Source organism: Acidiphilium sp. MT5, assembly GCF_054767495.1.
In genome coordinates this window covers 137509-162762 of the sequence record NZ_BAABMR010000002.1, presented here as the reverse complement: position 1 = coordinate 162762, position 25254 = coordinate 137509, and the positions used below count along the sequence as shown (strand labels likewise).

18 protein-coding genes are annotated in these 25254 nt (G+C 61.8%); 10 read left to right on the top strand and 8 right to left on the bottom strand.

What is annotated here, in order from left to right:
* Positions 1-69: 69 nt before the first annotated feature.
* Genes hpnI through dxs form a run of 3 tightly spaced genes read right to left on the bottom strand, consistent with a single transcriptional unit; the run spans position 70 to position 3807 of the window.
* Positions 70-1206: a bacteriohopanetetrol glucosamine biosynthesis glycosyltransferase HpnI gene (hpnI, locus tag ACYUCQ_RS02840; protein WP_460252987.1), complete on the bottom strand. Its 1137-nt coding sequence runs from the start codon at positions 1204-1206 to the stop codon at positions 70-72.
* A gap of 3 nt (positions 1207-1209) precedes the next feature.
* Positions 1210-1845 (bottom strand): ABC transporter substrate-binding protein, encoded by a 636-nt coding sequence (locus ACYUCQ_RS02835; protein WP_460252986.1) that lies wholly within the window; start codon positions 1843-1845, stop codon positions 1210-1212.
* A gap of 18 nt (positions 1846-1863) precedes the next feature.
* The gene (dxs, locus tag ACYUCQ_RS02830) at positions 1864-3807 is read right to left on the bottom strand and encodes a 1-deoxy-D-xylulose-5-phosphate synthase (protein WP_460252985.1); all 1944 of its coding nucleotides are present in this window, start codon (positions 3805-3807) and stop codon (positions 1864-1866) included.
* A 430-nt stretch (positions 3808-4237) separates the two neighbouring features.
* Here dxs and ispH point away from each other — a divergent pair, with 430 nt between their 5' ends.
* Together ispH and hpnH are read left to right on the top strand one after the other, a co-directional pair.
* Positions 4238-5227, top strand: coding sequence for a 4-hydroxy-3-methylbut-2-enyl diphosphate reductase (gene ispH / locus ACYUCQ_RS02825; RefSeq protein ID WP_460252984.1), 990 nt, complete (start codon positions 4238-4240; stop codon positions 5225-5227).
* A 67-nt stretch (positions 5228-5294) separates the two neighbouring features.
* Positions 5295-6461 carry an adenosyl-hopene transferase HpnH gene (gene hpnH, locus ACYUCQ_RS02820; RefSeq protein WP_460252983.1) on the top strand — a complete coding sequence of 389 codons (1167 nt, stop codon included), beginning with the start codon at positions 5295-5297 and terminating at the stop codon, positions 6459-6461.
* A gap of 37 nt (positions 6462-6498) precedes the next feature.
* Here hpnH and ACYUCQ_RS02815 read toward each other — a convergent pair whose 3' ends face one another.
* The 5 genes from ACYUCQ_RS02815 to ACYUCQ_RS02795 form a co-directional block, all read right to left on the bottom strand.
* Positions 6499-9606, bottom strand: coding sequence for an efflux RND transporter permease subunit (locus ACYUCQ_RS02815; RefSeq protein WP_460252982.1), 3108 nt, complete (start codon positions 9604-9606; stop codon positions 6499-6501).
* The gene (locus ACYUCQ_RS02810; RefSeq protein ID WP_460252981.1) at positions 9603-12788 is read right to left on the bottom strand and encodes an efflux RND transporter permease subunit; all 3186 of its coding nucleotides are present in this window, start codon (positions 12786-12788) and stop codon (positions 9603-9605) included. The genes ACYUCQ_RS02815 and ACYUCQ_RS02810 overlap by 4 nt, the downstream gene beginning before the upstream one ends.
* Positions 12785-13966, bottom strand: a complete 1182-nt coding sequence (locus tag ACYUCQ_RS02805) for an efflux RND transporter periplasmic adaptor subunit (protein WP_460252980.1) — start codon at positions 13964-13966, stop codon at positions 12785-12787. The genes ACYUCQ_RS02810 and ACYUCQ_RS02805 overlap by 4 nt, the downstream gene beginning before the upstream one ends.
* 1 nt (position 13967) lies before the next feature.
* Positions 13968-15533, bottom strand: coding sequence for an efflux transporter outer membrane subunit (locus ACYUCQ_RS02800; protein ID WP_460252979.1), 1566 nt, complete (start codon positions 15531-15533; stop codon positions 13968-13970).
* A 63-nt stretch (positions 15534-15596) separates the two neighbouring features.
* Complete coding sequence (locus ACYUCQ_RS02795) at positions 15597-16151, bottom strand: histidine phosphatase family protein (protein ID WP_460253221.1); 555 nt, start codon at positions 16149-16151, stop codon at positions 15597-15599.
* A gap of 203 nt (positions 16152-16354) precedes the next feature.
* Between ACYUCQ_RS02795 and ACYUCQ_RS02790 the strand changes: the two genes are divergently transcribed.
* The 8 genes from ACYUCQ_RS02790 to ACYUCQ_RS02755 are packed head-to-tail and all read left to right on the top strand — an operon-like array spanning position 16355 to position 25241.
* Entirely contained in the window at positions 16355-17023 is a 669-nt protein-coding gene (locus ACYUCQ_RS02790; protein ID WP_460252978.1) for a Tim44/TimA family putative adaptor protein, read from the top strand.
* Between the two features lie 51 nt (positions 17024-17074).
* The gene (mltA, locus tag ACYUCQ_RS02785; RefSeq protein ID WP_460252977.1) at positions 17075-18262 is read left to right on the top strand and encodes a murein transglycosylase A; all 1188 of its coding nucleotides are present in this window, start codon (positions 17075-17077) and stop codon (positions 18260-18262) included.
* 4 nt (positions 18263-18266) lie between these two features.
* Positions 18267-19040, top strand: coding sequence for a (Fe-S)-binding protein (locus ACYUCQ_RS02780; protein ID WP_460252976.1), 774 nt, complete (start codon positions 18267-18269; stop codon positions 19038-19040).
* Entirely contained in the window at positions 19037-20908 is a 1872-nt protein-coding gene (locus ACYUCQ_RS02775) for a potassium transporter Kup (protein WP_460252975.1), read from the top strand. Before ACYUCQ_RS02780 ends, ACYUCQ_RS02775 begins: the two co-directional genes overlap by 4 nt.
* A gap of 5 nt (positions 20909-20913) precedes the next feature.
* On the top strand, positions 20914-21399 hold the full coding sequence (locus ACYUCQ_RS02770) for a hypothetical protein (RefSeq protein WP_460252974.1): 486 nt from the start codon (positions 20914-20916) through the stop codon (positions 21397-21399).
* Between the two features lie 14 nt (positions 21400-21413).
* On the top strand, positions 21414-21755 hold the full coding sequence (locus ACYUCQ_RS02765) for a hypothetical protein (protein ID WP_460252973.1): 342 nt from the start codon (positions 21414-21416) through the stop codon (positions 21753-21755).
* A 39-nt stretch (positions 21756-21794) separates the two neighbouring features.
* Positions 21795-24338 carry a bifunctional acetate--CoA ligase family protein/GNAT family N-acetyltransferase gene (locus tag ACYUCQ_RS02760; protein WP_460252972.1) on the top strand — a complete coding sequence of 848 codons (2544 nt, stop codon included), beginning with the start codon at positions 21795-21797 and terminating at the stop codon, positions 24336-24338.
* An 18-nt stretch (positions 24339-24356) separates the two neighbouring features.
* Entirely contained in the window at positions 24357-25241 is an 885-nt protein-coding gene (locus ACYUCQ_RS02755) for a DMT family transporter (RefSeq protein ID WP_460252971.1), read from the top strand.
* Positions 25242-25254: the final 13 nt, after the last annotated feature.

Genomic DNA, 25254 nt, shown 5'->3' with positions numbered 1-25254 from the left:
ATGCCCGCCTGATCGCGCCAACCCCGACATCCTTTGCCATATTGGTGGCCATGCTGCAAAATCTATCTGTCAACGCCCACCATTTTTCGGCTGACCATTATCGGCGTGCATCATCTGCCCGCGCCACATCACCTGATCGCCGAAAAAACTGGCCAAAAACAATGCAGCGGCCAGCATATCGCTCACCAAGAGCTGCCAAGGCGTCACTAAGGGGCGCAACCGCAGCGCGCGCTCCAGCCGCCGCGCCAGCGCATAGCGCAGCAAGAGCAACACCCCGAATCCAATCAACCCGCCAGTGCTGAACCCGCTCAGCAGCAACGCCAACCCGGCCCAGAACAACGGAAACTGTAAAATCACCCCAAAATACGCGATAGGCACCAAAGCGCGAATGGTCCGCGCCCAGCGCAACCCATGCGCCCATAAATCGCGCAAGCTTGTCTCCATCACCCCGGTCGCCGGTATCACGGGCGCAAAATCAATTCGCAAACCCTGCGCCCGCACCAGCCGCCCGAGCACATTATCATCCGCCAAATGCTCAACGAGCGCCGCCAACCCGCCAATCGCCGCCAAAGTCTCGCGCCGCAGCGCCATCGTGGCACCCAAACAATCCTGCCGCCCGAGCCGCCGCGCCAACGAAGCCGCCGGCAGAAATCCATAATTTATCTGCGCCACCCCAACCCGCGCCGCCAGCGTCTCGCTCCCCGCCAACCCGGTATAGAGCGTGGTCACCAACCCCACGCCAGGCGCCTGCAACGCCGTCACCACCGCGCGCAGATAATCCGAGGCAACATGCATATCCGCATCGGCGATCAGCAAAATATCGTGCTTTGCCACCGGCATCATATTGATCAAATTACCAATTTTCCGGTTCTTGCCATACCGCGTCGCATCAATCACCACCGCGACATCCAAATGCGGATAGCGCGCCTGCAACCGCGCGAGCACGGCGAGTGCCGGGTCGGCCGCATCGGCCACCCCGAAAACCAATTGCAACGCCGGATAATCAAGCACAAACCAGGATTCCAAAGCCGATTCCAGCAGCGGATCCGAGCCATGCAGCGGCTTTAACACCGTCACTGGCGGCCAAGTCGTCGCGCCAATCGCAGCATTGCGCACCATTCGTGCGGCCAAAGCGGAGCCAACGGCTTGCTGCACCAATCCCGCCGCCGCCAGCGCGCCCGCGCCCAAGGCCAGCAGCGCAACCATCCTCTATCCGGCCTTGATCATGCCGCCAGAGAGAGTCGCTACCTTCTTGCGCAATGCCGCAATCAGCTTGGTTGCATCGCCCGGCATCACCAGCCCGCTGAAATCCGAGCGCTGGGTCGCCACCTTGCTGATCGTGCCATCAAACAGCACATCACTGACCCGCCAACCCGCGTTGGTCTCGGTCATCACGTAATCAAGCTCCACCGGCTTGCCGGATTTCGGCACAAACTGCGTCGCCACAATCCGCCGTGGCCCCAACATCCGCACGCTCTTTTGCTCGACAAAGCGCTGGCCATCATAGCGATCAAAACTCTTCACATAGGTCGCGACCGTATAGGCGGCAAAAACCTGCTTGAGCGTCGCCTGCTGCGCCGCAGGCACCTGCGCCCATAACAACCCGACCGACACCGACAAAATCAGGTCCAGATCATAGACCTTGGCAACCACCGGCATCAGCGTGTCATAGCGCTGCTTGAAACTCACGCCCTTGCTGGCCTGCTGCATCAGCGTGATCAACGCGGCATCGAGCGTCTTAATCGGTGCCAGCACCGCCACATCACCGTCACCAGCCGCCGCCCGCGCCATCACCGGCGCTATCAATCCCGCCAATCCGGCGGCCATCATTGCTCGTCTATTCATGACCCTAAGATCAGCCGATCATTGCGCCGAAAATGCGACCGGGTTGGGGCGCGCTTGCGACGCCTCATCAACTTTCAGTGCGTTCAGCGCATGGGTGACAATATCATTGGCCGTCAGCCCCGCCTCGATCAGCTGCGCCGCCGGCGTATTATGATCGATGAACCGATCCGGCAGCGTCATCGGCCGGAATTTCAAACCCCGATCAAACGCCCCGGTCCACGCCAAATGATGCGCCACCGCCGAGCCAAAACCACCAATCGCCCCATCCTCAATGGTAATCAGCACCTCATGATGCCGCGCCAATTGATCAACCAGCGCCGTATCCAACGGCTTCATGAAGCGGGCATCAGCCACCGTGGTCGAATAGCCGCGCGCAGCCAGCGCGTCCGCCGCCTTCAACCCGTCATAGAGGCGCGGCCCGAAGCATAAAATCGCCACCTTGCTCCCCTCGCGCAGCACCCGGCCCTTGCCCATTTCCCACACGCGCCCGCGCGTCGGCAGCTCTAGCCCGATGCCCTCGCCACGCGGATAGCGAAACGCCGAAGGCCGATCATCAATCGCTGCCGCCGTCGCCACGCAATCGAATAATTCCGCCTCATCGGCCGGCGCCATGATCACCATGCCCGGCAAACAGCCGAGATAGGCCAAATCATAAACACCCGCATGCGTCGCCCCGTCCGCGCCGACCATCCCGGCACGATCCATAGCAAAGCGCACCGGCAAATTCTGCAACGCCACGTCATGCACCACCTGGTCATAGCCGCGCTGCAAAAATGTCGAATAAATCGCACAAAACGGCGCCAAACCCTCGGTCGCCATCCCGGCGGCAAACGTCACCGCATGCTGCTCGGCAATGCCCACATCGAACGTCCGCTCAGGGAATTTCTTGCCGAACGCATCAAGCCCGGTGCCGCCCGGCATCGCCGCCGTCACCGCAACAATCCGCGAATCCGCCTCCGCCTCGGCAATCAGCGCCTGGGCAAACACCTTGGTATAGGAGGGCGGGCCGGGCGGCGCCTTGGCCTGCTCGCCGGTCACCACATTGAATTTCGACACGCCATGATATTTATCGGCGGAGGCTTCCGCCGGCGCATAGCCCTTGCCCTTCTGGGTCACCACATGCAGCAACACCGGCCCATCGCCCTCGGCATCGCGCAAATTGCGCAACACCGGCAGCAAATGCTCCATGTTATGCCCATCAATCGGCCCGACATAATAAAAGCCCAACTCTTCGAACAAGGTGCCGCCGGTCAAAATCCCCCGCGCATATTCCTCTGCCCGCCGCGCCGTCCGCTCAAGCGGGCGCGGAAACCGCTTGGCCATCCGCACGGCAAAATCGCGCAACGACAAAAAGCTGCGCGAGGAAATCAAGCGCGACAAATAGGCACTCATCGCCCCCACCGGCGGGGCAATCGACATATCATTATCGTTGAGCACCACAATCAAGCGCGACCCGCTGGCCCCGGCATTATTCATCGCCTCATAGGCCATACCGGCACTCATCGCGCCATCGCCAATCACCGCAATCACATTGCGCTTAGGCGTCTCGCCCTTCAAATCACGCGCCACCGCCATGCCCAACCCCGCTGAAATCGAGGTCGAGGAATGGGCCGCGCCAAACGGATCATACTCGCTTTCGCTCCGCCGGGTGAAACCCGACAAGCCACCCGGCTGGCGCAGCGTGCGAATCCGATCCCGCCGCCCGGTCAGAATTTTATGCGGATAGGCCTGATGCCCCACATCCCAAATCAGCCGATCACGCGGCGTATCAAACACCGCATGGATCGCAACGGTCAGCTCGACCACGCCGAGCGAAGCGCCCAGATGCCCGCCCGTGGTCGCGACCGTATCAATCGTCTCCGCGCGGAGCTCATCAGCAAGCTGCTTGAGCTGATCGGTCGAAAAATTACGTAAATCGGCGGGCAGCTTCACCCGGTCTAATAAAGGCGTGCGCGGCGTCATCGCACGGCCCCCGGCAAACGTGCAACTTGACCGATCGCGGCCACTTTATTGATGATCATCATACCGAACTCCGACTTGCTCCGATGTGCCGACGGTTCCGGCAGATAACCGGAGTCAAGGCAACGCGACTCTATTCCTCTCGTTATATAAGACAGTGTCACGAAAGAAAACTAGCCCCCGCGCAACGCCGCCTTGCCGCATCTGCCAGCCCCGCCAGCCAGCGCCACCCGCCAGCCGCACCAGCCCGCATTGCAGCCATCTGGGGCAATTTCGCCCTTGCGGATCGCATATCCAATGACTTATTGGGGTTGTTGTATGTCGCATCATCCCAAATATCGATTCTGGGAAAGCTGACGCATGGTGTAACAGCGTGAATCGTAACGGCAAAGATGTAACGGCAAAGATGTAACGGCGAAAGGTCGATAGAGCGATGGATCACCCCACAATGGCGCTGCACGAGCCGACCGACTCAGCAGCGGGCGCGCTGCCCGCCATGAAAGTCATGCTCGCCCAGCCGCGCGGCTTCTGCGCCGGCGTCGAACGCGCCATCGACATCGTCGAACGCGCCTTGCTGAAATTCGGCCCGCCAATCTATGTCCGCCACGAGATCGTGCATAACCGCCACGTGGTCGAGGATTTGCGCTCCCGTGGCGCGATTTTTGTCGATGAACTCGCCGAAGTGCCCGATGGCGCGATCACCGTGTTCTCCGCCCATGGCGTCGCCCGCATCGTCCAGCGCGCCGCCGCCGATCGCAACCTGCCGGTGATCGATGCGACCTGCCCGCTGGTCGCCAAAGTCCATGCCGAAGGCCGCCGCTATGCTGGCCAGGGGCGCGAAATTGTGCTCATCGGCCATGCTGGCCACGCCGAGGTCGAAGGCACCATCGGCCAAATCGATGGCACGGTCTATCTGGTGCAAACCGTCGAGGATGTCGCCGCTCTCACGGTGCGCGACCCCGATAAACTGGCCTATATCACCCAAACCACCCTTTCGGTGGATGACACACGCGGCATCATCACCGCGCTGCAAGAGCGCTTCCCCTCCATCAACGGCCCCGATGTGCGCGATATTTGCTATGCCACGCAAAACCGCCAGGAAGCCGTGCGCCATCTCGCCGAACAGGTCGATCTGATCCTCGTGGTCGGCAGCCGCAATTCCTCCAATTCCAACCGCCTGCGCGAAATTGGCGAGGATTTAGGCCGCCCCTCTTATCTGATCGATGATGCGGGCCATCTCAAAGCCGAATGGTTCAAAGGAATTCATCGCGTCGGTGTAACCGCCGGGGCTTCCGCACCGGAAGTGCTGGTGCGCGGCGTGCTCGAAGGGCTGCGCCAATTCGGCACCGTCGAAATCGAAACCTTGCCCGGCACGCCCGAAGATGTCCGCTTCAAATTGCCGGCCGAAGTGGCCGATGTCTAAAGTGGCCGATGTCTGAAGTTATCGGCGTCTGATTTTTCTCTATTTCGCGTAATATAAGGAGTTCTCCATGGCGGTTCCGCTCAACCAGGCGATCAAGGTCGGCGCCTATGTGCTCAAGCAGCATCTGACCGGTCGCAAGCGCTACCCGCTGGTGCTGATGCTGGAACCCTTGTTCCGCTGCAATCTCGCCTGCTCAGGCTGCGGCAAAATCGACTATCCGGCGCCAATCCTCAATCAGCGCCTGTCGGTGGCCGATGCCCTGCTCGCGGTCGATGAATGCGGCGCGCCGGTCGTCGCCATCGCCGGCGGCGAGCCGCTCTTGCACAAGGAAATGCCGGAAATCGTCGAGAAAATCCTCGCGCGTGGCAAATTCATCTATCTCTGCACCAACGCGCTGCTGCTCGAAAAAAAGATCGATCAGTACCAGCCGCATAAAAATTTCTGCTGGGACATCCATCTCGATGGCGATAAGGACATGCATGATCATGCCGTAAGCCAGGAAGGCGTCTATGACCGCGCCGTCGCCGCGATCAAGCTCGCCAAAGCCAAAGGCTTCCGCGTCTCGATCAACTGCACCTTGTTCGATGGCACTGATCCCACCCGCGTCGCTGGCTTCCTCGATACGGTCAATGAAATCGGCGTCGATGGTGTGATGACCTCGCCCGGCTACGCCTATGAGCGCGCGCCCGATCAAGAGCATTTCTTGAACCGTCAGCGCACCAAAGAATTGTTCCGCGCCATTTTCCGTCAGGGCAAAGAACGCAAAGCCAAAGGCAAAAGCTGGAAATTCAACCAATCGCCTCTGTTCCTCGATTTCCTCGCGGGCAACCAAACCTATAAATGCACCCCCTGGGGCAACCCGACGCGCAACGTCTTTGGCTGGCAGCGCCCGTGCTATCTACTCGGCGAAGGCTATGCCAGCAGCTTCAAGGAGCTGATGGAAACCACCGATTGGGACAAATATGGCGTCGGCAATTACGAAAAATGCGCCGATTGCATGGTCCATTCCGGCTTCGAGGCCACCGCCGTGGTCGATTCGGTGAAACGCCCCTGGAAAATGGCGAAACTCGCCATCCAAGGCATTCGCACCGAAGGCCCGATGGCGGCTGACATTCCCCTCGATCACCAACGGCCCGCCGAATATGTGTTCTCAAGCCATGTTCAGAAAAAACTGGCCGAACTCCACACCAATAAAGACGAAACCAAAACCGAACCACTCGACGCTGCAGAATAATTTCGCGCCTAAACCCCGCGCCCAAACCCCGCGCCGGTCACTCTGCCGGTGCGGGCGTCTGATCCGGCATGATCCCAATTTTCCGCGCCCGCCTTTTGCCAAACCCGGTCAGCGCCAGATAAATCACCGGCGTGGTATAGAGCGTCAGCGCCTGACACACGATCAACCCGCCAATCACCGCCACCCCCAATGGCCGCCGCAATTGATAGCCCGTGCCAAATGACAGCGCGAGCGGCAACGCGCCGAGCATCGCCGCAATCGTGGTCATCATGATCGGGCGAAATCGCTCTTCACACGCCGCGACAATCGCTTCACGCGGCGAAAGCCCGCGCACCCGCTCCGCCTCCAGCGCGAAATCAACCAGCATGATGCCGTTTTTCTTAACAATCCCCATCAACAGGAAAATCCCGATAATCCCAATCACCGAAAGCGGAATCCCGGTAATCAGCAAGGCCAGCAACGCCCCCACCCCCGCCGAGGGCAGGGTCGATAAAATCGTCAAAGGCTGGGTCAAACTCTCATACAGCACGCCGAGCACAATATAAATCGCGACCAACGCCGCCAGGATCAATAACGGCTCATCCTGCAGTGATTTCAGAAAATATTTAGCATTGCCCCCAAACTGAATTCGCACCCCCGGCGGCAACGCCATTCCAGCAATCGCCTGCTTCACCGAACTGACCGCTGCCCCCAGCGTGGTTCCCGGCTTCACATTGAAACTCACCGTTCCCGCGGGCAACCCGCCCACATGCGTCACCGAGAGTGGCGCCGTGCTACGCCCCACCCGCACCACCGCGCGCAACGGCACCGGCCCACTGCGTCCCGGCACAAAAGTATGATCCAGATCAACCGGCGATTGATCGAGCGGTGCTGGCACTTTCAAAACCACCGTATATTGATTGGTATCTTGGTAAATGCGCGAAATCTGGCGCTGCGCATAGGCATTTTCCAAAGCACCATCGATATTCGCAACTGTGACACCCAACCGCGCCGCAGCCCGCCGATCAATATCCAGTTCAATCTGCGTCTGCGCCTTGTTCTGATCGCTGGAGATATTATCAATCCCCGGCAATTGCCGCAGCCGCCGTTCAATCGTCGAACTCACCGTCTCCAATTCACTCACCGAGGGCGACAGCACCGAAAAACTATACTCACCGCCATTGCTTTGCCCGCCAATGAACAAATCCTGCGCCACCTGCAATTGCGTGCTAATCCCGGCAATCCGCGCCAGCTTGGGCCGCAGCGCCGCAATCACCGCCTGCCCGGAGGGCCGATCCGCGCGCGGCTTCAACCCGATAAACATATGACCGCGATTGGCGGTAGAAAACCCATTCGCCACCCCCACCCGCGAACTGATCGAGGCCACCGCCGGATCGGCGCGGATAATATCAACAACCCGCGCCTGCAGCCGCTGCATCCGGTCAAATGACACGTTCGGCGAGGCAATGGTCTGGCCAATCACCAACCCGGTATCCTCCTCCGGCATCAGCGATTTCGGCACCTTGATATAAAGAAAAATCGTCAAGCCAATGGTCAGGAAAAACACCAGCAGCATCAAAATCCGATGCGCCAGCGCCCAATCAAGGCTGCGCATATAGCTCTCCAACGTCGCGCGATACGCCCGGTCAATCCGCCGCGCAAACGCACTATCGCGCCCCACTTTCGGCGTGCGCCCCATAAAATGCCCGCACACCATCGGCGTCACCGTGAGCGACACCACGCCCGAAATCGCAATCGCGACCGACATGGTCATCGCAAACTCATAGAATAATCCGCCAATAATCCCGCCCATCAGCGTCATCGGCAAGAACACCACAATCAACGAGACGGTAATCGAAAACACGGTGAAGCCAATTTGCCGCGCCCCGCGCAGCGCCGCCTCAATCCCAGTATAGCCCTGCTCATGTTGAGTGACGATGTTTTCAATCATCACAATCGCATCGTCCACCACAAATCCCACGCAAATCGTCAGCGCCAATAGCGAGAAATTATCAAGCGAAAACCCCAGCGCCCACATCGCCGCTAACGTCCCCGCCAGCGATAACGGCACCGTCACCCCAGCGGCGATGGTCGGCGTCAAGCGCCGCATGAACAAGGTCACCACCGCCAGCACCAATAAAATCGTGATCAAAATCGTATATTGAATATCATTCACACTCGCCCGGATGGTGGTGGTCCGGTCGGTCATCACCGTCAGCTTCATCCCCGGCGGGATAAATCGCCGCAATTCGGGCAATAGTTTTTTCACCCCATCCGCCGTCGCAATCACATTGGCAGAGGCGGTCTTGGTCACCGCCAGCACCAAGCCCGGCTTGCCATTCACCGTGCCAGAGACTTGCGTGTTGGAAACCCCATTAATCACCGAGGCCACGTCGCCGAGCGTGATGATCGAACCGTTGCTGGTCTTGAGCACCAGCTTGCGATATTGCGAGGCCCGGCTGATCTGGCCATTGATCGCAATCACATGCGCCCGGTTCGGCCCCTCAATCACCCCCAACGGGGACAGGCTATTTGCTCCTTTCACCGCATTATAAACATCCGTCGCGGTCAGCCCCGCCGCCGCCAGCGCCTGTGGATGCAAGCGAATGCGCACAGCAGGGGATTCGCCGCCAAACAAATCAACCTGCGCCACCCCCGGCACTTGCGATAGGCGCTGCACCAGCACCGTATTCGCCACATCATAAATCTTCGGCAGCGCAATCGTCTTCGAGGTCAGCGACATGGTCAATACCGGTCGCGCCGCCGGATTGAACTCCTTATAATAAGGCCGGCTCGGCATATCCGAGGGTAAATTCGGCAGCGCCGCGTTAATCGCCGCCTGCACCGCATGGGCATCGGCATCGATATTGGTATTGGTACTGAACAGCAAAACAACCGAGGTGCTGCCCACCGAACTCGTGGAATCCACCTCGTCCGCCCCTGGAATAATCCCCAGCGTATGCTCAAGCGGGGCTGCCACCGTGCTCGCCATCGTCGCCGGATCAGCGCCCGGTTCGGAGGCAAACACCACGATCGCCGGCACCGCAATGCTCGGCAGTGGTGCGACCGGCAACAGCCGATACGCCAAGCCCCCCGCGAGCAAAATCGCGAGCGCCAGCAACCCGGTCGCAATCGGTCGCCGAATGAAAGGGGCCGAAAAACTCACGGTTGCGCCACGGGTGTCAAATCCATCGCGGGTCCCCGGCGGCGCGTGCGATCAAGTGCGAGATAAATCACCGGCGTGGTAAACAAGGTCAAAACCTGGCTCAATAACAACCCGCCAATGATGGTAATGCCCAACGGGGCGCGCAATTCCGCCCCCGCACCGCCTTCAAGCACCAGCGGCACCGCGCCAAACAACGCCGCCATCGTGGTCATCATAATCGGGCGAAACCGCAGCAACGCCGCCTCGGTAATCGCCGCCACCGGCGCCAAGCCGCGCACCCGCTCCGCCTCAATCGCGAAATCTACCATGATGATGCCGTTCTTTTTCACAATGCCCATCAGCAGCACCACACCCACCAACGCCACCAAGGTAAATTGCGTGCCGGTCAGCATCAGCGCCAGCATCGCGCCAATCCCGGCGGAGGGCAGGGTGGAGAGAATGGTGATCGGATGGATCGTGCTCTCATAAAGCACGCCGAGCACGATATAGATCACCACAATCGCTGCCAAAATCAGCAACGGCTCCTCACTCAGCGAGGCCTGAAACTGCGCCGCCGCCCCGCCATACGCCCCATTAATCCCCTCCGGCACCGCCAATTTCTGCTGCGCCTTGGCAATGGCACTCTCCGCCGCACCCAATGACACGCCGGGCGCCAAATTAAAGCTGAGCGTCACCGCTGGAAATTGATCCTCCCGATAAATCGCAAGCGGTGCTTTGATCTCTTTAATCTGCGCCACCTGATCCAACGGCACCTGCGCGGTCGCCGAACTCGATGATGTGGTGCTGCTCAAGGTCGCTGATCCACTCACCCCCGCACCCGGCCCCACCGCGCCGCTGCTCGACGCACTACTGACCGATCCGGTCGGAATATAAATATCCGCAAGTGCTGCCGGCGATGTCATGAACCGTGGATCAAGCCCGAGCACCACCCGATATTGCGCATTCTGCGCATAAATCGTCGAGATTTGCCGCTGGCCAAACGCATCATAGAGCGCATTCTCCACCGCCGCCATGCTAATGCCGAGCCGTGCCGCAACCGTGCGATGCACATCGACATACGTCTCCAGCCCTTCATTCTGCTGATCGCTGACCACATCGCGCAGTTGCGGCAAGGCCTTCATCGCCGCCTCAATCTTAGCCGACCATCGCGTCAATTCCGCCTGATTTGTGTCGGTCAACGTATATTGATACTGCGTCGGCGACACGCGCGAAGACAGGGTAATATCTTGCACCGGCTGCATAAAAAACTGCAAACCGGCAATGCCCTTCAGCGCATTTTGCAACTGCGTCATCACCACCGATAGGGCAGGGCGCTGACCAATCGGCTTGAGCACAATGGTCAATCGCCCGGTATTGGGCGTCGGATTGGTCGCCCCGCTGCCGAGTAACGACGCAACACCCGCCACAGCCTTATTGGCGCGGATAATCGTGATCGCCTGCGCCTGCAACCGCGTCATCGCCGCGAGCGAGGCGCCTTGCGCCCCTTGCGTCACCGCAACAATCTCACCCGTATCCTCCTGCGGCAGCAAAGCCTTGGGAATAACCACATACATCAGCATGGTGATCACCAATGTGAGCGCAAAAATCACCATCATCAAACGCTGATGCGCAAGGCTCCAATTCAGCCCCCGCTCATAAGTTTCCCGCACCCGCACTAACGCCGCCTCAGCCCCGCGCGCCACCTTGCCGGGATGCGATTCCGCCGCCGGGCGCAGCAATCGCCCGCTCATCATCGGCGTCAAGGTCAGTGAAACCACCGCCGAAATCACCACCGCCACCGCCAATGTCACCGCAAATTCACTGAACAACCGGCCAATCACCCCCGGCATGAATAGCAGCGGAATAAACACTGCGATCAATGACACCGTCAGCGAAACAATGGTAAAGCCAATTTGTTGCGATCCCAAATAAGCCGCCCGCAGCGGTGGCTCGCCCGCCTCAATATAGCGCACAATATTCTCGATCATCACGATCGCATCATCAACCACAAAGCCAGAGGCCACGGTCAACGCCATCAATGATAAATTATCAAGCTGGAACCCTAACTCATTCATCACCGCAAACGTCGCAACAATCGATAAAGGCAGCGCCACCGCCGGGATCAGCACCGCGCGTGGATTGGGCAAGAACAAAAAGATCACCAACACCACCAACAACGCAGAAATAATCAGCGTAATCTGCACATCCTGCACCGAGGCCTTGATCGTCGCCGTCCGGTTCGCCACCACCTGAATTTTCACACCCGCCGGCAAGGTCGCGTCGATCGATTTCAACGTCGATTGCAACCGCGCAACGGTCGAGACAATATTCGCCCCCGGCTGGCGCTGGATATTCACCAATACCGCGGGAACACCGTTAAAACTCGCCGCGACCAGGTTATTCTCCAACCCCTGTCGCACCGTGCCCACCGCACTCAATTTAACCGGCGCACCATTGCGATACGCAATAATCACATCCCGATAATCCTGCGCCGAGGATAATTGATCATTGGCCCCCAGCGCATAAGCCTGATTTTTGCCGTCAAACCCGCCTTTAGCGCCATTCTGGTTGGCATTAGCAATCGCATTGCGCACATCTTCGAGCGATAATCCGTAGGAAGCTAGCCGAACCGGATCAATCTCAATGCGCACCGCCCGGCGCAAATCGCCCTCAATCGTCACCAAACCCACGCCGCGCACCTGCGATAATTTCTGCAACAGCAATGTTTGCGCGGCATTGGCAATCTGATCGATCGCCACCGTCTTCGAGGTCAAAGCCAGCGTCAAAATCGGCGCATCCGCCGGATTAACTTCATTATAGACCGGCGGATATTGCAAATTCGGCGGCAACGTGCCCGAGGCCGCATTAATCGCCGCCTGCACATCCTGCGCGGCGGTATCCATATTCAAACTCAAATCAAACCGCAGCGTAATCGCGCTGGTGCCCTGGCTCGAGATTGAACTCATCGCCGCCAACCCAGCAATTTCGCCAAATTGCCGCTCCAAAGGCGCGGTAATCAATTTCGAAACCGTATCAGGCGACGCTCCCGGCAATTTGGTGATCACCTGGATTGTCGGAAAATCAACCGAGGGCAATGATGAGACGGGCAGGGCGCGATACCCCAAAATCCCCAATAACAACACCGCAATCGCCAGCAGCGTAGTCGCTACGGGCCGGCCAATAAAGGGCGCCGAAATATTCATGATTGATGCGGCGCCGCCGTGACAATCTGCACCGGCGACCCATCACTCAAGCGCGCACCTCCCTCCGTCACCACCTGATCACCCGGCTTCAACCCCTTGGTAATCACCACCGCATCACGCCCCTGATAGCCCAAACTCACAGGCTGCACCTTAGCTTTTGCGTCCTGGGCCGCTGGAGCTTTCGCGTCCTTAGCCGCTGGCGTAATCAAATAGACAAAACTACCATCCGGCCCCTGTTCCACCGCATCCGGCGGCACCACCATCGCCCCCGCAATCGACTTCACCAACACCTGCACATTGACAAAACCACCCGGCCACAGCCCCTCATCCTGATTGGCAAACCGCCCCTTGGCCGTCAGCGTGCCGGTCGAACTATTAATCGTGTTATCCAAAACCGATAACACCCCGCGCTCCGCAGCCCCCTTGCTGCCGCTCGCCCCACCCCCCTCATCACTCGCCAATAAAGTCACTGGCCCCGCGCTCATCGCCTGGCGCAGCACCATCAAATCTTGCTGTGGCAAGCTGAATTGCACCGAAATCGGCTGCAACGTGTTGATCGTGACAATCCCATTGGTCAAATTCGGCGTCACGATATTGCCAGCATCCACCTGCAATATCCCGGTCTTACCCGAAATCGGCGCCCTGATTTTGGTATAGCCCAAATTAATCTTGTCGGTCGCAATCGTCGCCTGATCCTGCTTGACCAGCGCTTGCGCCTCCAGCAGCGTCGCCTGCGCCGTCGCCGCCTGTTGCTTGGAGGTATAATTCTGCTTGACCAGCGAAGCATATTGCCGCGCCTGCAAAGCAGCGTTGGCGGCGCTCGCCTGATCCTGCGCGAGTTTTGCCTCCGCCTGCTCTAACGCCGCCTGATACGGGGCCGGATCAATCTCGGCCAATAATTGGCCGGCCTTCACAAACTGCCCCTCATGGAAAAGCACTTTTGCGAGCGGCCCGGTAATCATCGGCTGCACCACCACGGTGCGATACGCCACCACGGTGCCCAACGCCGTCAGATAAACCGGCACATCCTGCCGCCGAACCGCCGTCACCTTCACCGGGATCGCCAAAACCTTGGGCTTGTGCTTTTTCCCACCCCCCGCGACCAGCCGCACGACCACAATCACCACCAGCAGGGCGATAATGCCAAGAAAAATAACCCGCCGCCGTCTCTGTGCCATCTCAACGCCCTATCTGTTGTGAACGCGCCGCAGCATCACCTGCGGCCCCCGGCCCGATCCAGCCGCCACCCATCGCTTTATAGAGATTGACCGCCGCCTGAAACCGCGTCAGCCGTGCTTGCACCAGCGTATTCTGATCGGATAACACCGTTTGCTCCGCGTTCAATACCGTGCTGACATCCACAGTCCCCGCCTGCAACTGCGCCTCCGCCCCCGCTAACGCCGCCTGCGCGCGCTGCACCGCGATGCGCTGTAAATGCTCCTGCACCGTGGCATAATGCAGCGCCGTCATCGCCGTTTCCACATCGGTGAAAGCCTGCACCACGCTCTGCTCATATTTCGCCACATCCTCCCGATAGGTCGCGCGATCCACCGCGAGCGTGCCACTCAACGCCCCGCCCTCAAAAATCGGCTGACTGATCGATGACGCCGCCGAGAGCAACAACGATCCCGGCGAAATCAGCGTATTCAACGCAGCACTCTGCCACCCCGCGGACCCGGTCAGGCTGATCGAGGGAAAAAACGCCGCAATCGCGCCACGCACATTGTCATTCGCCGCAATCAAATTCGCCGTCGCCTGCGCCACATCGGGCCGCCGCGCCAATAATTGCGAGGGCAATCCCGGTTGCAAGGGCGGCACATGCAATGCCGCTAACGAACCCCCCTGCACCCGCAAAAATTCCGGCGCCTGGCCGGTCAAAATCCCCAGCCCAATCGCCTGCTGGCGCAATGCCGAGGTCAAATTCGGGATCGTCGCCCGCTGCGCCGCCACCAAAGCCGCCTGCTGCGCCACCGTCGGCTGATCAATCACCCCCGCTTTATATTCCGCCCGTAATTGCTTGAGCAAAGCCGAAGCCGCCGCCAAATTCTGCTCAGCAATATGGAGCTGATCCTCATCCGCTAACACCTGAAAATAGGTGGTCGCCACCGCCGCTTCCTCGGTCAGCGCCACGGTTTTTTCATTGAACGCAGCCGCCGCCGCATTTGCCTGCGCGGCGCGCAGCGCATCACGATTCTTGCCCCAAAAATCAAGCTCATACGATGCCGAGAACGACCCGCTATAATGATGCGAAGTAATCGTCGCCCCCCGCAACCCGCCAGCACCCGCGCCCGTGCTCGAACCCGCCCCCGCAGCACCCACGCCTTCTTGCTGGAAATTGCCACTGCCCGAGCCGGTAATGCTTGGCAACAGCGGCGCGCCGGAGACGCGAATTTGCGCATTCGCCGCCTCCAACTGATCCACCGCCTCAATCACCGAGAAATTATGCGCCCGCGCCGCCGCCATCAGCCGGTCCAATTCCGGCGAGCCAAAATTGCGCCACCAGCCCGGCTTCGGCCATGCGGGTGCGGCCTTGCTGCGGGCGACAAACCGGCTCGGCACCGAAATTTGTGGCGGATGAAAGTCCGGCCCCACCGTGCAACCGGCCAATCCCAACACCGCCCAGCCCAACACCGCCCAGCCCAACACCGCCCAGCCCAGCATTGGCCAGCCCAGCATTGGCCAGCCCAGCATTGGCCCGCCTTGCTTCAACCGCATCACCGCGCTGCTCGCTTGTTTTGCCGCCATGTCGTTCCTTGCGTATAAAACCCGATTGTAACAGCGCCATGTCAAGTTGAGCGATCACCCCCCCTAAGGATGCCAGATAATCGCCTCCGGTCGCGGCGCATGCGGATCAAACCGGATCCACTGCCCATTCATCACCGATTGCCCGGTCAGCGCCAAAATAAACCCCCAATGGCTAATCAGCACCGTCTCGCGCCAATCATCCGCCGCCGCCATCATCGCCCGAAACTGATCAGCCCGCGCAATCACCGCCTCTTCCGATTCCCGCTCCTCCGGCCACCATTGCACCGGCAAATGATCCAGCGCATGCGATGGAAACCGCTCCGCCAGCACCGCAGGCGCACTGCCAATGTCACATTTAAAGGCGAATCGCTCGCGCACCAGGGGTATAATCTCCGGGCGCACCCCACGCTGCGCCAGCAGTGGCGCCGCCGTCTGCAAGGCGCGCGTGTAAGGCGACACAATAACCCGCGAAATCGCCGCGTCGGCCAGCGCCGCCGCCGCCGCCTCGGCCTGCGCATGGCCAAGCGGCGTGAGCACCGGATCGATTAATCCCGGATCACGCCGCGTCGCTGAAAAATGCAAATTAAACTCGCTTTGGCCGTGGCGCAGCAGGATCATCCCGTAGCGATACAATCCGCCGCCCCGCACTGTAAACCCACAGATGCTTGATCCATCGGCAGGCCTCGGTTGCGAAGCCCCCGTCTCCGGCGTACACAGAGGCCGCGTTTTCACGGTTCACCCGCCACCACCGGCTGAATCGGGGCCTCTGGCCCGCTCCCACCCGTGCATGCTCGCATGTGCGGCCACCCTAAGGATCGATCATGGATAAGGGCTTTCCCGTCGCAATCGTCATGCTGGTGCTGGTCGCCGCCTTCCTGCTGCTGCGCCTGCGCAGCGTGCTCGGCAAGCGCACCGGCTTCGAACGCCCGCCTTTGCCCGAACAGCCAAGCCTGGATCTGCGCGGCAGCCTCAGCCCGGTGATCGATGGCATCGCCGAGCCGGTGCGCCCCAAACCCGGTCGCCCCATCCCGCCGCCGCACACCATCGTCGGCCAAGCCCTGGCCCGCATCGCCGCCGCCGATCCCCGCTTCGAGCCGGTCAGCTTCCTCGACCAAGCGGTGCGCGCCTTCGAACAAATCGTCACCGCCTTCGCGAGTGGCGACCTTCCGCTCCTGCAATCCCTGCTCACCCCGCCAGTCTACACCACCTTCGAACAAGCCATCACCGCCCGCCATGAAGCGGGCGATACCCAGATCACCCGCATCAAAGCCATCGTCGAAGCCACGATCGATGAGGCGGACATCATCGCAGGCCACGCCGCCATCGTGGTGCGCATCATCTCAGACCAGGAAAATTTCACCCGCAACGCCCAAAATGTCGTCATCGCCGGCTCCGAATCGGTGGTGGAAATGATCGATCTCTGGACGTTCGAGCGCACGCTCAACAGCGCCGATCCGGTCTGGCGCCTCGCCGCCGCCCGCAGCGGTTAATCGCGCCGCGTGACCCTGATAACCCGAATCATGCTGTTTGGGAGACCAATCGTGCAGTCTCGAAAAAACCTGATCCGAAGTGCCTTGGCCAGCCTCGCCGTCCTCGGTCTCGCGGGGTGCCAATTGCCCCAGGCGCAAACCGGCGCACAGGCCCCATCCGGCTTTCACCCCACCCGCTTCGCCACCCTGTCGGGCTGGTCCGCCGCCCAAGCGCAAGCAGGGCTGCGCGCCTTCCAACGCTCTTGCGCGGCCCTGTCGGTCTTGCCCGAAGATCAAAAACTCGGCGGTGCCAATCTCGGCATCCCCGCCATCAATCAGGCGGGCGCGTGGCGTCCCGCCTGCCAAGCCGCCAAAGCCGTGCCGCCCGGCAATGCCGCCGCCGCCGAAACTTTCTTCACCCGCTATTTTGCTCCCTATGCCAGCAACGCCGCCACCCGCCTGACCGGCTATTTCGAGCCGTCGTTCAAAGGCTCGGAAATCCCGCTCGCTGGCTATAATTTCCCGGTCTATGGCAAGCCCGATGATCTGGTCACCATCAATCTCGGTCGCTTCAAACCGGCGCTGAAGGGCCAAACCCTCACGGGGCGGCTGCGCCTGCAAAAGCTGGTCCCCTATTATTCGCGCGCCGCCATCAATCAGGGCGCCCTCAATGGCAGCGGCCACGCGGTCGGCTGGCTGCGCTCCGCATCGGATGCCTATTTGCTGCAATTACAAGGCTTTGGCCGCATGCGCCTGCCCGATGGCACGCTGGTCGATCTGGTGTTCGATGGCACCAATGGCCGACAATACACGCCGATTGGCAAAATCCTCGCCGCCAAAGGCGATCTGCCGGCCAATGACCTCTCGGTGCAATCCATCATCACTTGGCTGCAAGCCCATCCGCACCAAGCCACCGCCATCATGAACCAAAATCGCAATTACGTGTTCTTCAAGCGGATCAAAAATATCCCCCATCATCTCGGCGCGCCCGGCGCGCTCGGCGTGCCCCTCACCCCGCGCCATTCGCTCGCCGTCGCCGCCGGCGCCATCCCGCTCGGCGCGCCAGTCTATGTCAGCGCACCCGGCTTCGCCCGTCTCACCGCCGCCCAGGATATCGATGTAGACGCCAAGGGCGCGGATGCAGCACAAATCTTCTTCGGCATCGGCGCCAAAGCCGAAGCCACCGCCGGTGCATTTTTGCAAACCGGCCAAATCTACGTCTTGCTCCCCCGTCCCATCAGCCCATCCAACGCCGGTTAATCCCATGACCCCAGTCCCCAAACCCCGCGTCGCGCTGTTCGTGACCTGCCTTGTTGATCTTTATCGCCCCAGCGTCGGCTTTGCCGCCCTCTCGCTGCTCGAAGCCGCCGGCTGCGCGGTCGAAGTGCCGCGCGCGCAAACCTGCTGTGGCCAACCCGCCTATAATTCCGGCGATCACACCACCGCGCGCGATCTCGCCGCCGGGCTGATCAAAGCCCTCGCCGGCTATGATTACGTCGTCGCTCCCTCTGGCTCCTGTGCCGGCATGCTGCGCAAACATATGCCCGATTTGTTCACCAACGATCCCGAATTGCGCGAAGCCGCCGAAACCCTGGCTGCCAAAACCTTCGAACTCACCAGCTTTCTGGTCGATGTGATGAAATTTGAAGGGCTCGGCCTGCGCCATCCCGGCCAAGTCACCTATCACGATAGCTGTGCCGGCCTGCGCGAACTCGGCGTCAAATCCCAGCCCCGCGCCTTGCTCAGCCAAATCGAGGGGCTAGAGCTGGTCGAAATGGCCGAACCAGAAGTCTGCTGCGGCTTTGGCGGCACATTCTGCATCAAATATCCCGACATCTCGGCCCGCATGGCCGCCGATAAAACCGCCGATGCGCGCACAACCGGCGCACCAACCCTGCTCGCGGGCGATCTTGGCTGCCTGCTCAATCTCGCCGGCACCCTCACCCGTGACAATCAGCGGATCAATGTCCGCCACGTCGCCGAAATCCTCGCCGGCATCACCGATACCCTCCCGCCGATCGGCGCGCCAAAATCATGAACGCTGAGCGCGACCGCCTAACCCTCCCCGGCCTGATCGGTGTGCTCGGCATCGTCTATGGCGATATCGGCACCTCACCGCTCTACGCGCTGCAAGCCTGCCTCGGCTATGTCACCAAAGGCGGTATGCATGATGAGGATATTTTCGGCCTGGATTCACTGATTTTCTGGGCGCTGATCATCACCGTCACCCTGAAATACGTCACCTTCGTGATGCGCGCCGATAATGATGGGGAAGGGGGCATTCTCGCGCTCATGGCGCTCGCCCAGCGCGTCGTCCGCTCAAACCGCACCCGTGCCGCGCTGATGCTGATCGGCATCATCGGTGCCGGCCTGTTTCTGGGCGATGGCGTGATCACCCCGGCGATTTCCGTGCTCTCGGCGGTCGAAGGACTGAGCGTCGCCTCGCCCAGCTTCAACCGCTTCGTGATGCCCATCGCCATCGGCGTGATTGTCGGGCTGTTCATGGTGCAACGGCGCGGCACCGCCGCCGTCGGTCGCTTTTTCGGCCCGGTCATGGTGCTCTGGTTTCTCACCATCGGCGCACTCGGCCTGCATGAAATTTTGCTCCACCCGATCATTCTGCGCGCGCTGATCCCCACTTACGGCCTGCGTTTCATCCTGCGGCATGATTTTCTGGCCTTCACCGCCCTCGGCGCGGTGGTGCTCTCGGTCACCGGCGCGGAAGCGCTCTATGCCGATATGAGCCATTTCGGTCGCCGCCCGATCCGCCTGACCTGGCTGTTTTTCGTGCTGCCGATGCTGATGCTGAATTATCTCGGTCAAGGCGCTTTGGTGATCATCGATCATAAAGCCGCCGACAACCCGTTCTATCTGCTCGCCCCGCATCAATGGCTGATCCCGCTGGTGATCCTCGCCACCATCGCCACCATCATCGCCAGCCAATCCGTCATCTCCGGCGCCTTCACCCTGGGCCGCCAATGCGTCCAGCTCGGCCTGCTGCCGCGCATGGAAGTGCGCCACACCAACCAGACCGAAGAAGGCCAGATTTTCGTCCCGCAAATCAATGCCGCCCTCGCCACCGGCGTGGTGGTGCTGGTGCTCGGTTTCGGCTCCTCCAACGCCCTCGCCTCGGCCTATGGCATCGCCGTCACCGGCACCTTCCTCTGCACCAACATCCTCGCCGCGATCGTCTATTACCGGCTCTATAATTGGCCGCTCTGGCGCACCATCGCGGTCTGGGGCGCTTTCATGCTGATCGACATTGCCTTCTTCAGCGCCAATACCCTGAAAATCGTCGAAGGCGGCTGGGTGCCGCTCGCCATCGGCCTCTCTATCGTGCTGCTGATGACCACCTGGCGGCGCGGTCGCAGTCTGCTCTTCGCCCGCTGGCAGCAAGATAGTTTGCCCCTCGCCTCATTCCTCAAGCGCCTGCCGCAATCGCGCATCGTCCGCGTCCCCGGGATCGCCGTGTTTCTCACCGGCAACCCCGAATATACCCCGGCCTCGCTGCTGCATAACCTCAAACATAACAAAGTCCTGCACGAGACAGTGTTTTTCGTGACCGTGCGCAACCTCGATATCCCCATCACCCCGCTCGATGATCGCGTGCGCGCCGAAGAGCTGGTGCCGGGCATCTACCGGGTGATCGTCTCCTATGGCTTCATGGAATCCCCCAATATTCCCCGCACGCTGGACCTCTTGCGCGAGCAGAACATCCCGTTCAACGCCATGCAAACCAGCTATTTCCTGGGCCGTGAAACCGTGGTCCCAGCCACCGTGCCCAAGCTCGGCTTCATTCGCCGCGCTTTGTTTCTGTTCATGCTGCGCAACGCCACCTCCGCCATCGAATTCTTCCAAATCCCCTCGGATCGCGTGGTGGAACTCGGCGTGCGCATCGCCATCTAACCGCCATGCCGCTGATCGAGCGCGTCACCGGCCCCGACGGGGCCACCCTGCATCTCGTCCCGCTCGCCCCCGAGCGCCTGCCCAAAGTCGCCGGGCGCGATCTTGAGCGCGCTTGGCACGAAGCCCACCGCCACGCCCACCACGCCGCCAAACAGCAAAAATCCGCCCCCCGCCGCGCCTTTCGGTTTGCCACCGGCGCCGCCATCACCCTCACCGATGACGATGCCCGGCTCTGGGCCAGCGCCATCGATCAATCATCCGATCTCTCCACCGCGCACGGAATCTCGGTCTGCCTGCGGCTGCTTGGTCTGATCGCCCTGATCGCCGCCGCCGAATGGTGCAGCCCGCATGTGCAATTTCGCGGCGATGGCTGCCCGGTCGATGCGCGCTTGCTCAAAGCCGCCGCCCTCGCCACACTCAATCCCGATGGCGCGCTCGACCCGATTGCCGTGCAAAATCTACTCTTGCGCCACCCGCTCTCACCATCCTGAACCCGGAGTCCCCCATGCCCCGCCTCTCGCTCCTGCTGCTCGGCCTGATCGCCCCACTCGCCGCCTGCAGTTTCAACGCCCCGCCACCCTCCGCCAGCCAGCAGGCCGACCAAGCCGTCTGCACCCAACAAGCCAACGCGATCTACGCGGCCCGCCACTTCGCCCATCTCTCCCGGCCCGATCAATTCGCCACGCCGCTCTCCGGCCTGCCGGACCCACAATATATCAGCAACCATCTCGCCGAACTGCACGCGCGCGATGACCGGATCAAAAACTGCCTGCAACTCGCCAACCCCGCCTATGTCGGCGCCGGCGCGTCGCTGCCCACCCCCCGCATCATCGGCCCCGGCTCGTAACGCCCGTTGCAACCCATCGGCACCTCTAGCCTGGACCAAATGCAGCCAGAATCCCTGCTGCACCCCACCCGCATCCTGCTGTCCGGCGCCACCACCAAACACGGCATTTCGCTCCGCCACAGCCTCGCCGCGGGCGCGTTCACCGGCACTCTCACCGAAACCGTCACCGATCAACTCGACCTCGCTTTAATCGCCGATCACGCGGATGACGTCCCCAAGGCCCTGGCCCGCCTCACCGGCAAACTCAACGGCCCCGCCATCATCTACGCCGATATCGACACCGAAACCCTGCGCGCCGCCGCCCGCGCCGCCCATATCCGCGTCATCGGCGGCCGCTCCTTCGGCATCGCCAACCCAGCCATCGGCCTGAACGCCCTACTCGCGCCGCGCCCCGCACCACCCGGTCGCGTCGCGCTGCTCAGCCAATCCGCCGCCATCGCCCGCGCCGTCATCGATTGGGCCGAGCCCAACGGCGTCGGCTTCTCCCACATCGTCGGCATCGGCAGCAACGCCGATATCGGCTTTGGCCGCCTGCTCGATAATCTCGCCCGTGATCCCGGCACCGGCCTGATCCTGCTCGACATCGCCCAACTGCGCGATCCGCGTTTATTTCTCTCCGCCGCCCGCGCCGCCGCCCGTCTGCGCCCGATCATCGCCCTCGCCCCCGGTGCGCGCCTCGCCGATCCCAGCGCGCTCGGCCTGCGCGCCTACGAAGCCGCCCTCTCGCGCGCCGGCATCCTGCTCACCACCCGGTTCGATGCCTTCCTCGCCACCGCCGAAACCCTGATCCGCGCGCGCCCCGCCCAAGGCAGCTCGCTCTCCATCCTCGGCAACGGCCTCGGCGTCGCCCGCCTCGCCGCCGATGCCGCCCTCGCCGCCGGCCTCACCCTCACCACCCTCACCGATGAAACCCGCCGCGTGCTCAGCCTCGGCCTCGCCCAAGCGCCCGATGCCTCCGGCCCCATCGCCGTGCTCGATGTCGCCGGCACCAAACTCGCCGATCTCGCCGCCCTGCTCGCCGGCGCCCCCGAAGTCGGCGGCATCCTCGTCGTCCACGCCCCCTCCCATAACCAGGATGATGACGCGGCGATCGACGCCCTCATCGCCTGCGCGCGCTCCATCACCAAACCACTCCTCGTCGCCGTCCTCGGCGAATCCACCGGCGGCCCGCTCCGCCATCGCCTCAGCGCCGCCGGCCTCGCCGCCTTCGCCACCCCCGAAGACGCCGTGAGTGGCTTTGCCGACCTGCTCCGCCATCGCGACGCCCGCGCCACCGCCCGCGAACTCCCGCCCTCCACCATCGTCGAAATCACCCCGGACGCCACCACCATCCGCGCTTTGTTCGCCGATGTCACCCGCGCCCACCAAACCTGGCTCGGCCAAAGCCAAGCCTTTTCCCTCCTCGCCGCCTACGGCATCGCCGCACCGCCCTACCGCATCGCGACCGACCCCGATGGCGTCGCCGCCGCCGCCGCCGAACTCGGCTTCCCCGTCGTCGTCAAACTCTCCCACCCCGATTTCGCCCATCACCGCCCGCACGGCTCCGTCGCGCTCGACCTGCCCGACCAAGCCTCCGCCCACGCCGCCGCCACCGTCATCACCACCCGCCTGCAGCAACGCGGCGCTTGGCCGGACGGCGCCCTATTCGTCGTCCAATCCCAAATCCAACCCGCCCGCGAACTCTCGATCCGCGTCAAATCCCACCCCATCTTCGGCCCCATCATCAGCCTCGGCCCCGGCGGACGCGACCCCACCGAACGCAGCGACAACGCCGTCGAACTCCTGCCCCTCAACCTCGCCCTCGCCCAAGCCCTCATCACCCGCGCCGGCGGCGATAATCTGCTCCGCCTGCGCCGCGGCCTCGCCCTCGCCAACCGCGACGCCCTCGCCACCACCCTGGTCCGCACCAGCCAACTCATCATCGACTGGCCAAACATCGCCTCCATCGAGATCGACCCACTCTTCGCCACCCCCATTGGCATCGCCGCCGCCAGTGCGCGCATCCATCTGCGCCCCGAAGGCGAACCCGCCATCCCCCTCGCCATCCGCCCCTATCCCGCCCACCGCGTCGAATTCCTCACCCTCCATAACCGCCCCTTCATCATCCGCCCGATCCGCCCCGAAGACGCCGCCGCCCACGCGGACCTCTTCGCCCGCATCCCCGCCGAAGACATCCGTCGCCGCTTTTTCTCCGCCATGCGCAGCCTCACCCCCGAACAAATCATCCGCATGACCGAGATCGACTACACCCGCGAACTCGCCCTCATCGCCACCGACCCCCCAACCCCCGACGCGCCCCATCCCCCAACCCACGCCGTCGCCCGCCTCGTCGGCTCCGACACCGATGGCGCCCAAGCCGAATTCGCCATCCTCGTCGAACCCGCCGCCAAACATCTCGGCCTCGGCGAAGCCCTGATGCACCGCCTGATCGACTGGGCACGCACCGAAGGCGTGCAAACCATCATCGGCGAGGTCCTCGCCGAAAACACGCCCATGCTCGCCTTCGTCCAACATCTCGGCTTTTCGCTCCACCACAGCCAAGATGACGCCGACATCATCGAAGCCCGCCTCAACCTCGCCTAATCTTTCCCACCCCCCCAAATGCGCCTGCCCAAAACCCTTCCCAAACCCGACTATGTGCTGATGTTCATGACCCTGCTCTGGGGCGGCACCTTCATCATCACCCGCAACGCCCTCACTCTGATCAACCCGCTCTTCTTCATCGCCGCCCGCTTCGGCGTCGCCGCCTTCCTGCTCGCAACCCTCCTTCGCCCCAACCTATTTTCGCTCCGCAAACGCGACATCGCCGCCGGCCTCATCATCGGCCTCACCCTGTTCTTCGGCTACGGCCTCCAAGCCATCGGCCTGCGCACCGTCGCCAGCGCCCAATCCTCCTTCCTCACCGCCCTCTACGTGCCGATGGTCCCCCTGATCGAATTCCTCGCCTTCCGCCGCCGCCCCCAGCCCGTCGCCGCCCTCGGCATCGCCACCGCCTTCCTCGGCCTAATCCTGGTCTCCGGCCAAAATCTCCACCATCTCACGATCAATATCGGCGAAATCCTCACCCTCGGCGGCGCACTCGCCGCCGCCATCGAAATCGTCCTCATCAGCCGCCTCGCCAAAGGCACCGACCCGCGCCGCATGGCCCTCGTCGAACTCATCACCGTCTCGCTCCTCGCCTTCACCACCGGCTTATTGCTCCGTCTCCCCCACCCGCCATCCCAACTCCCCACCATCACCCCAACCGGCCTCGCCCTCAGCATCCTGGTCATGGGCATGGCCACCGCTTTCATCATGGTCGCCCAAAACTGGGCGCAAAGCTTCGTCTCCGCCAACCGCGCCACCATCATCTACACCATGGAACCCGTCTGGGCCGCCCTCATCGGCGCCACCTTCGGCGAAACCTTCCGCGCCCTCCAAATCCTCGGCGCTGCCCTCATCATCGCCAGCGTCATCCTCAGCCAATGGCGTTCCGCGCCCCCTTGAGCACCCCACCAAT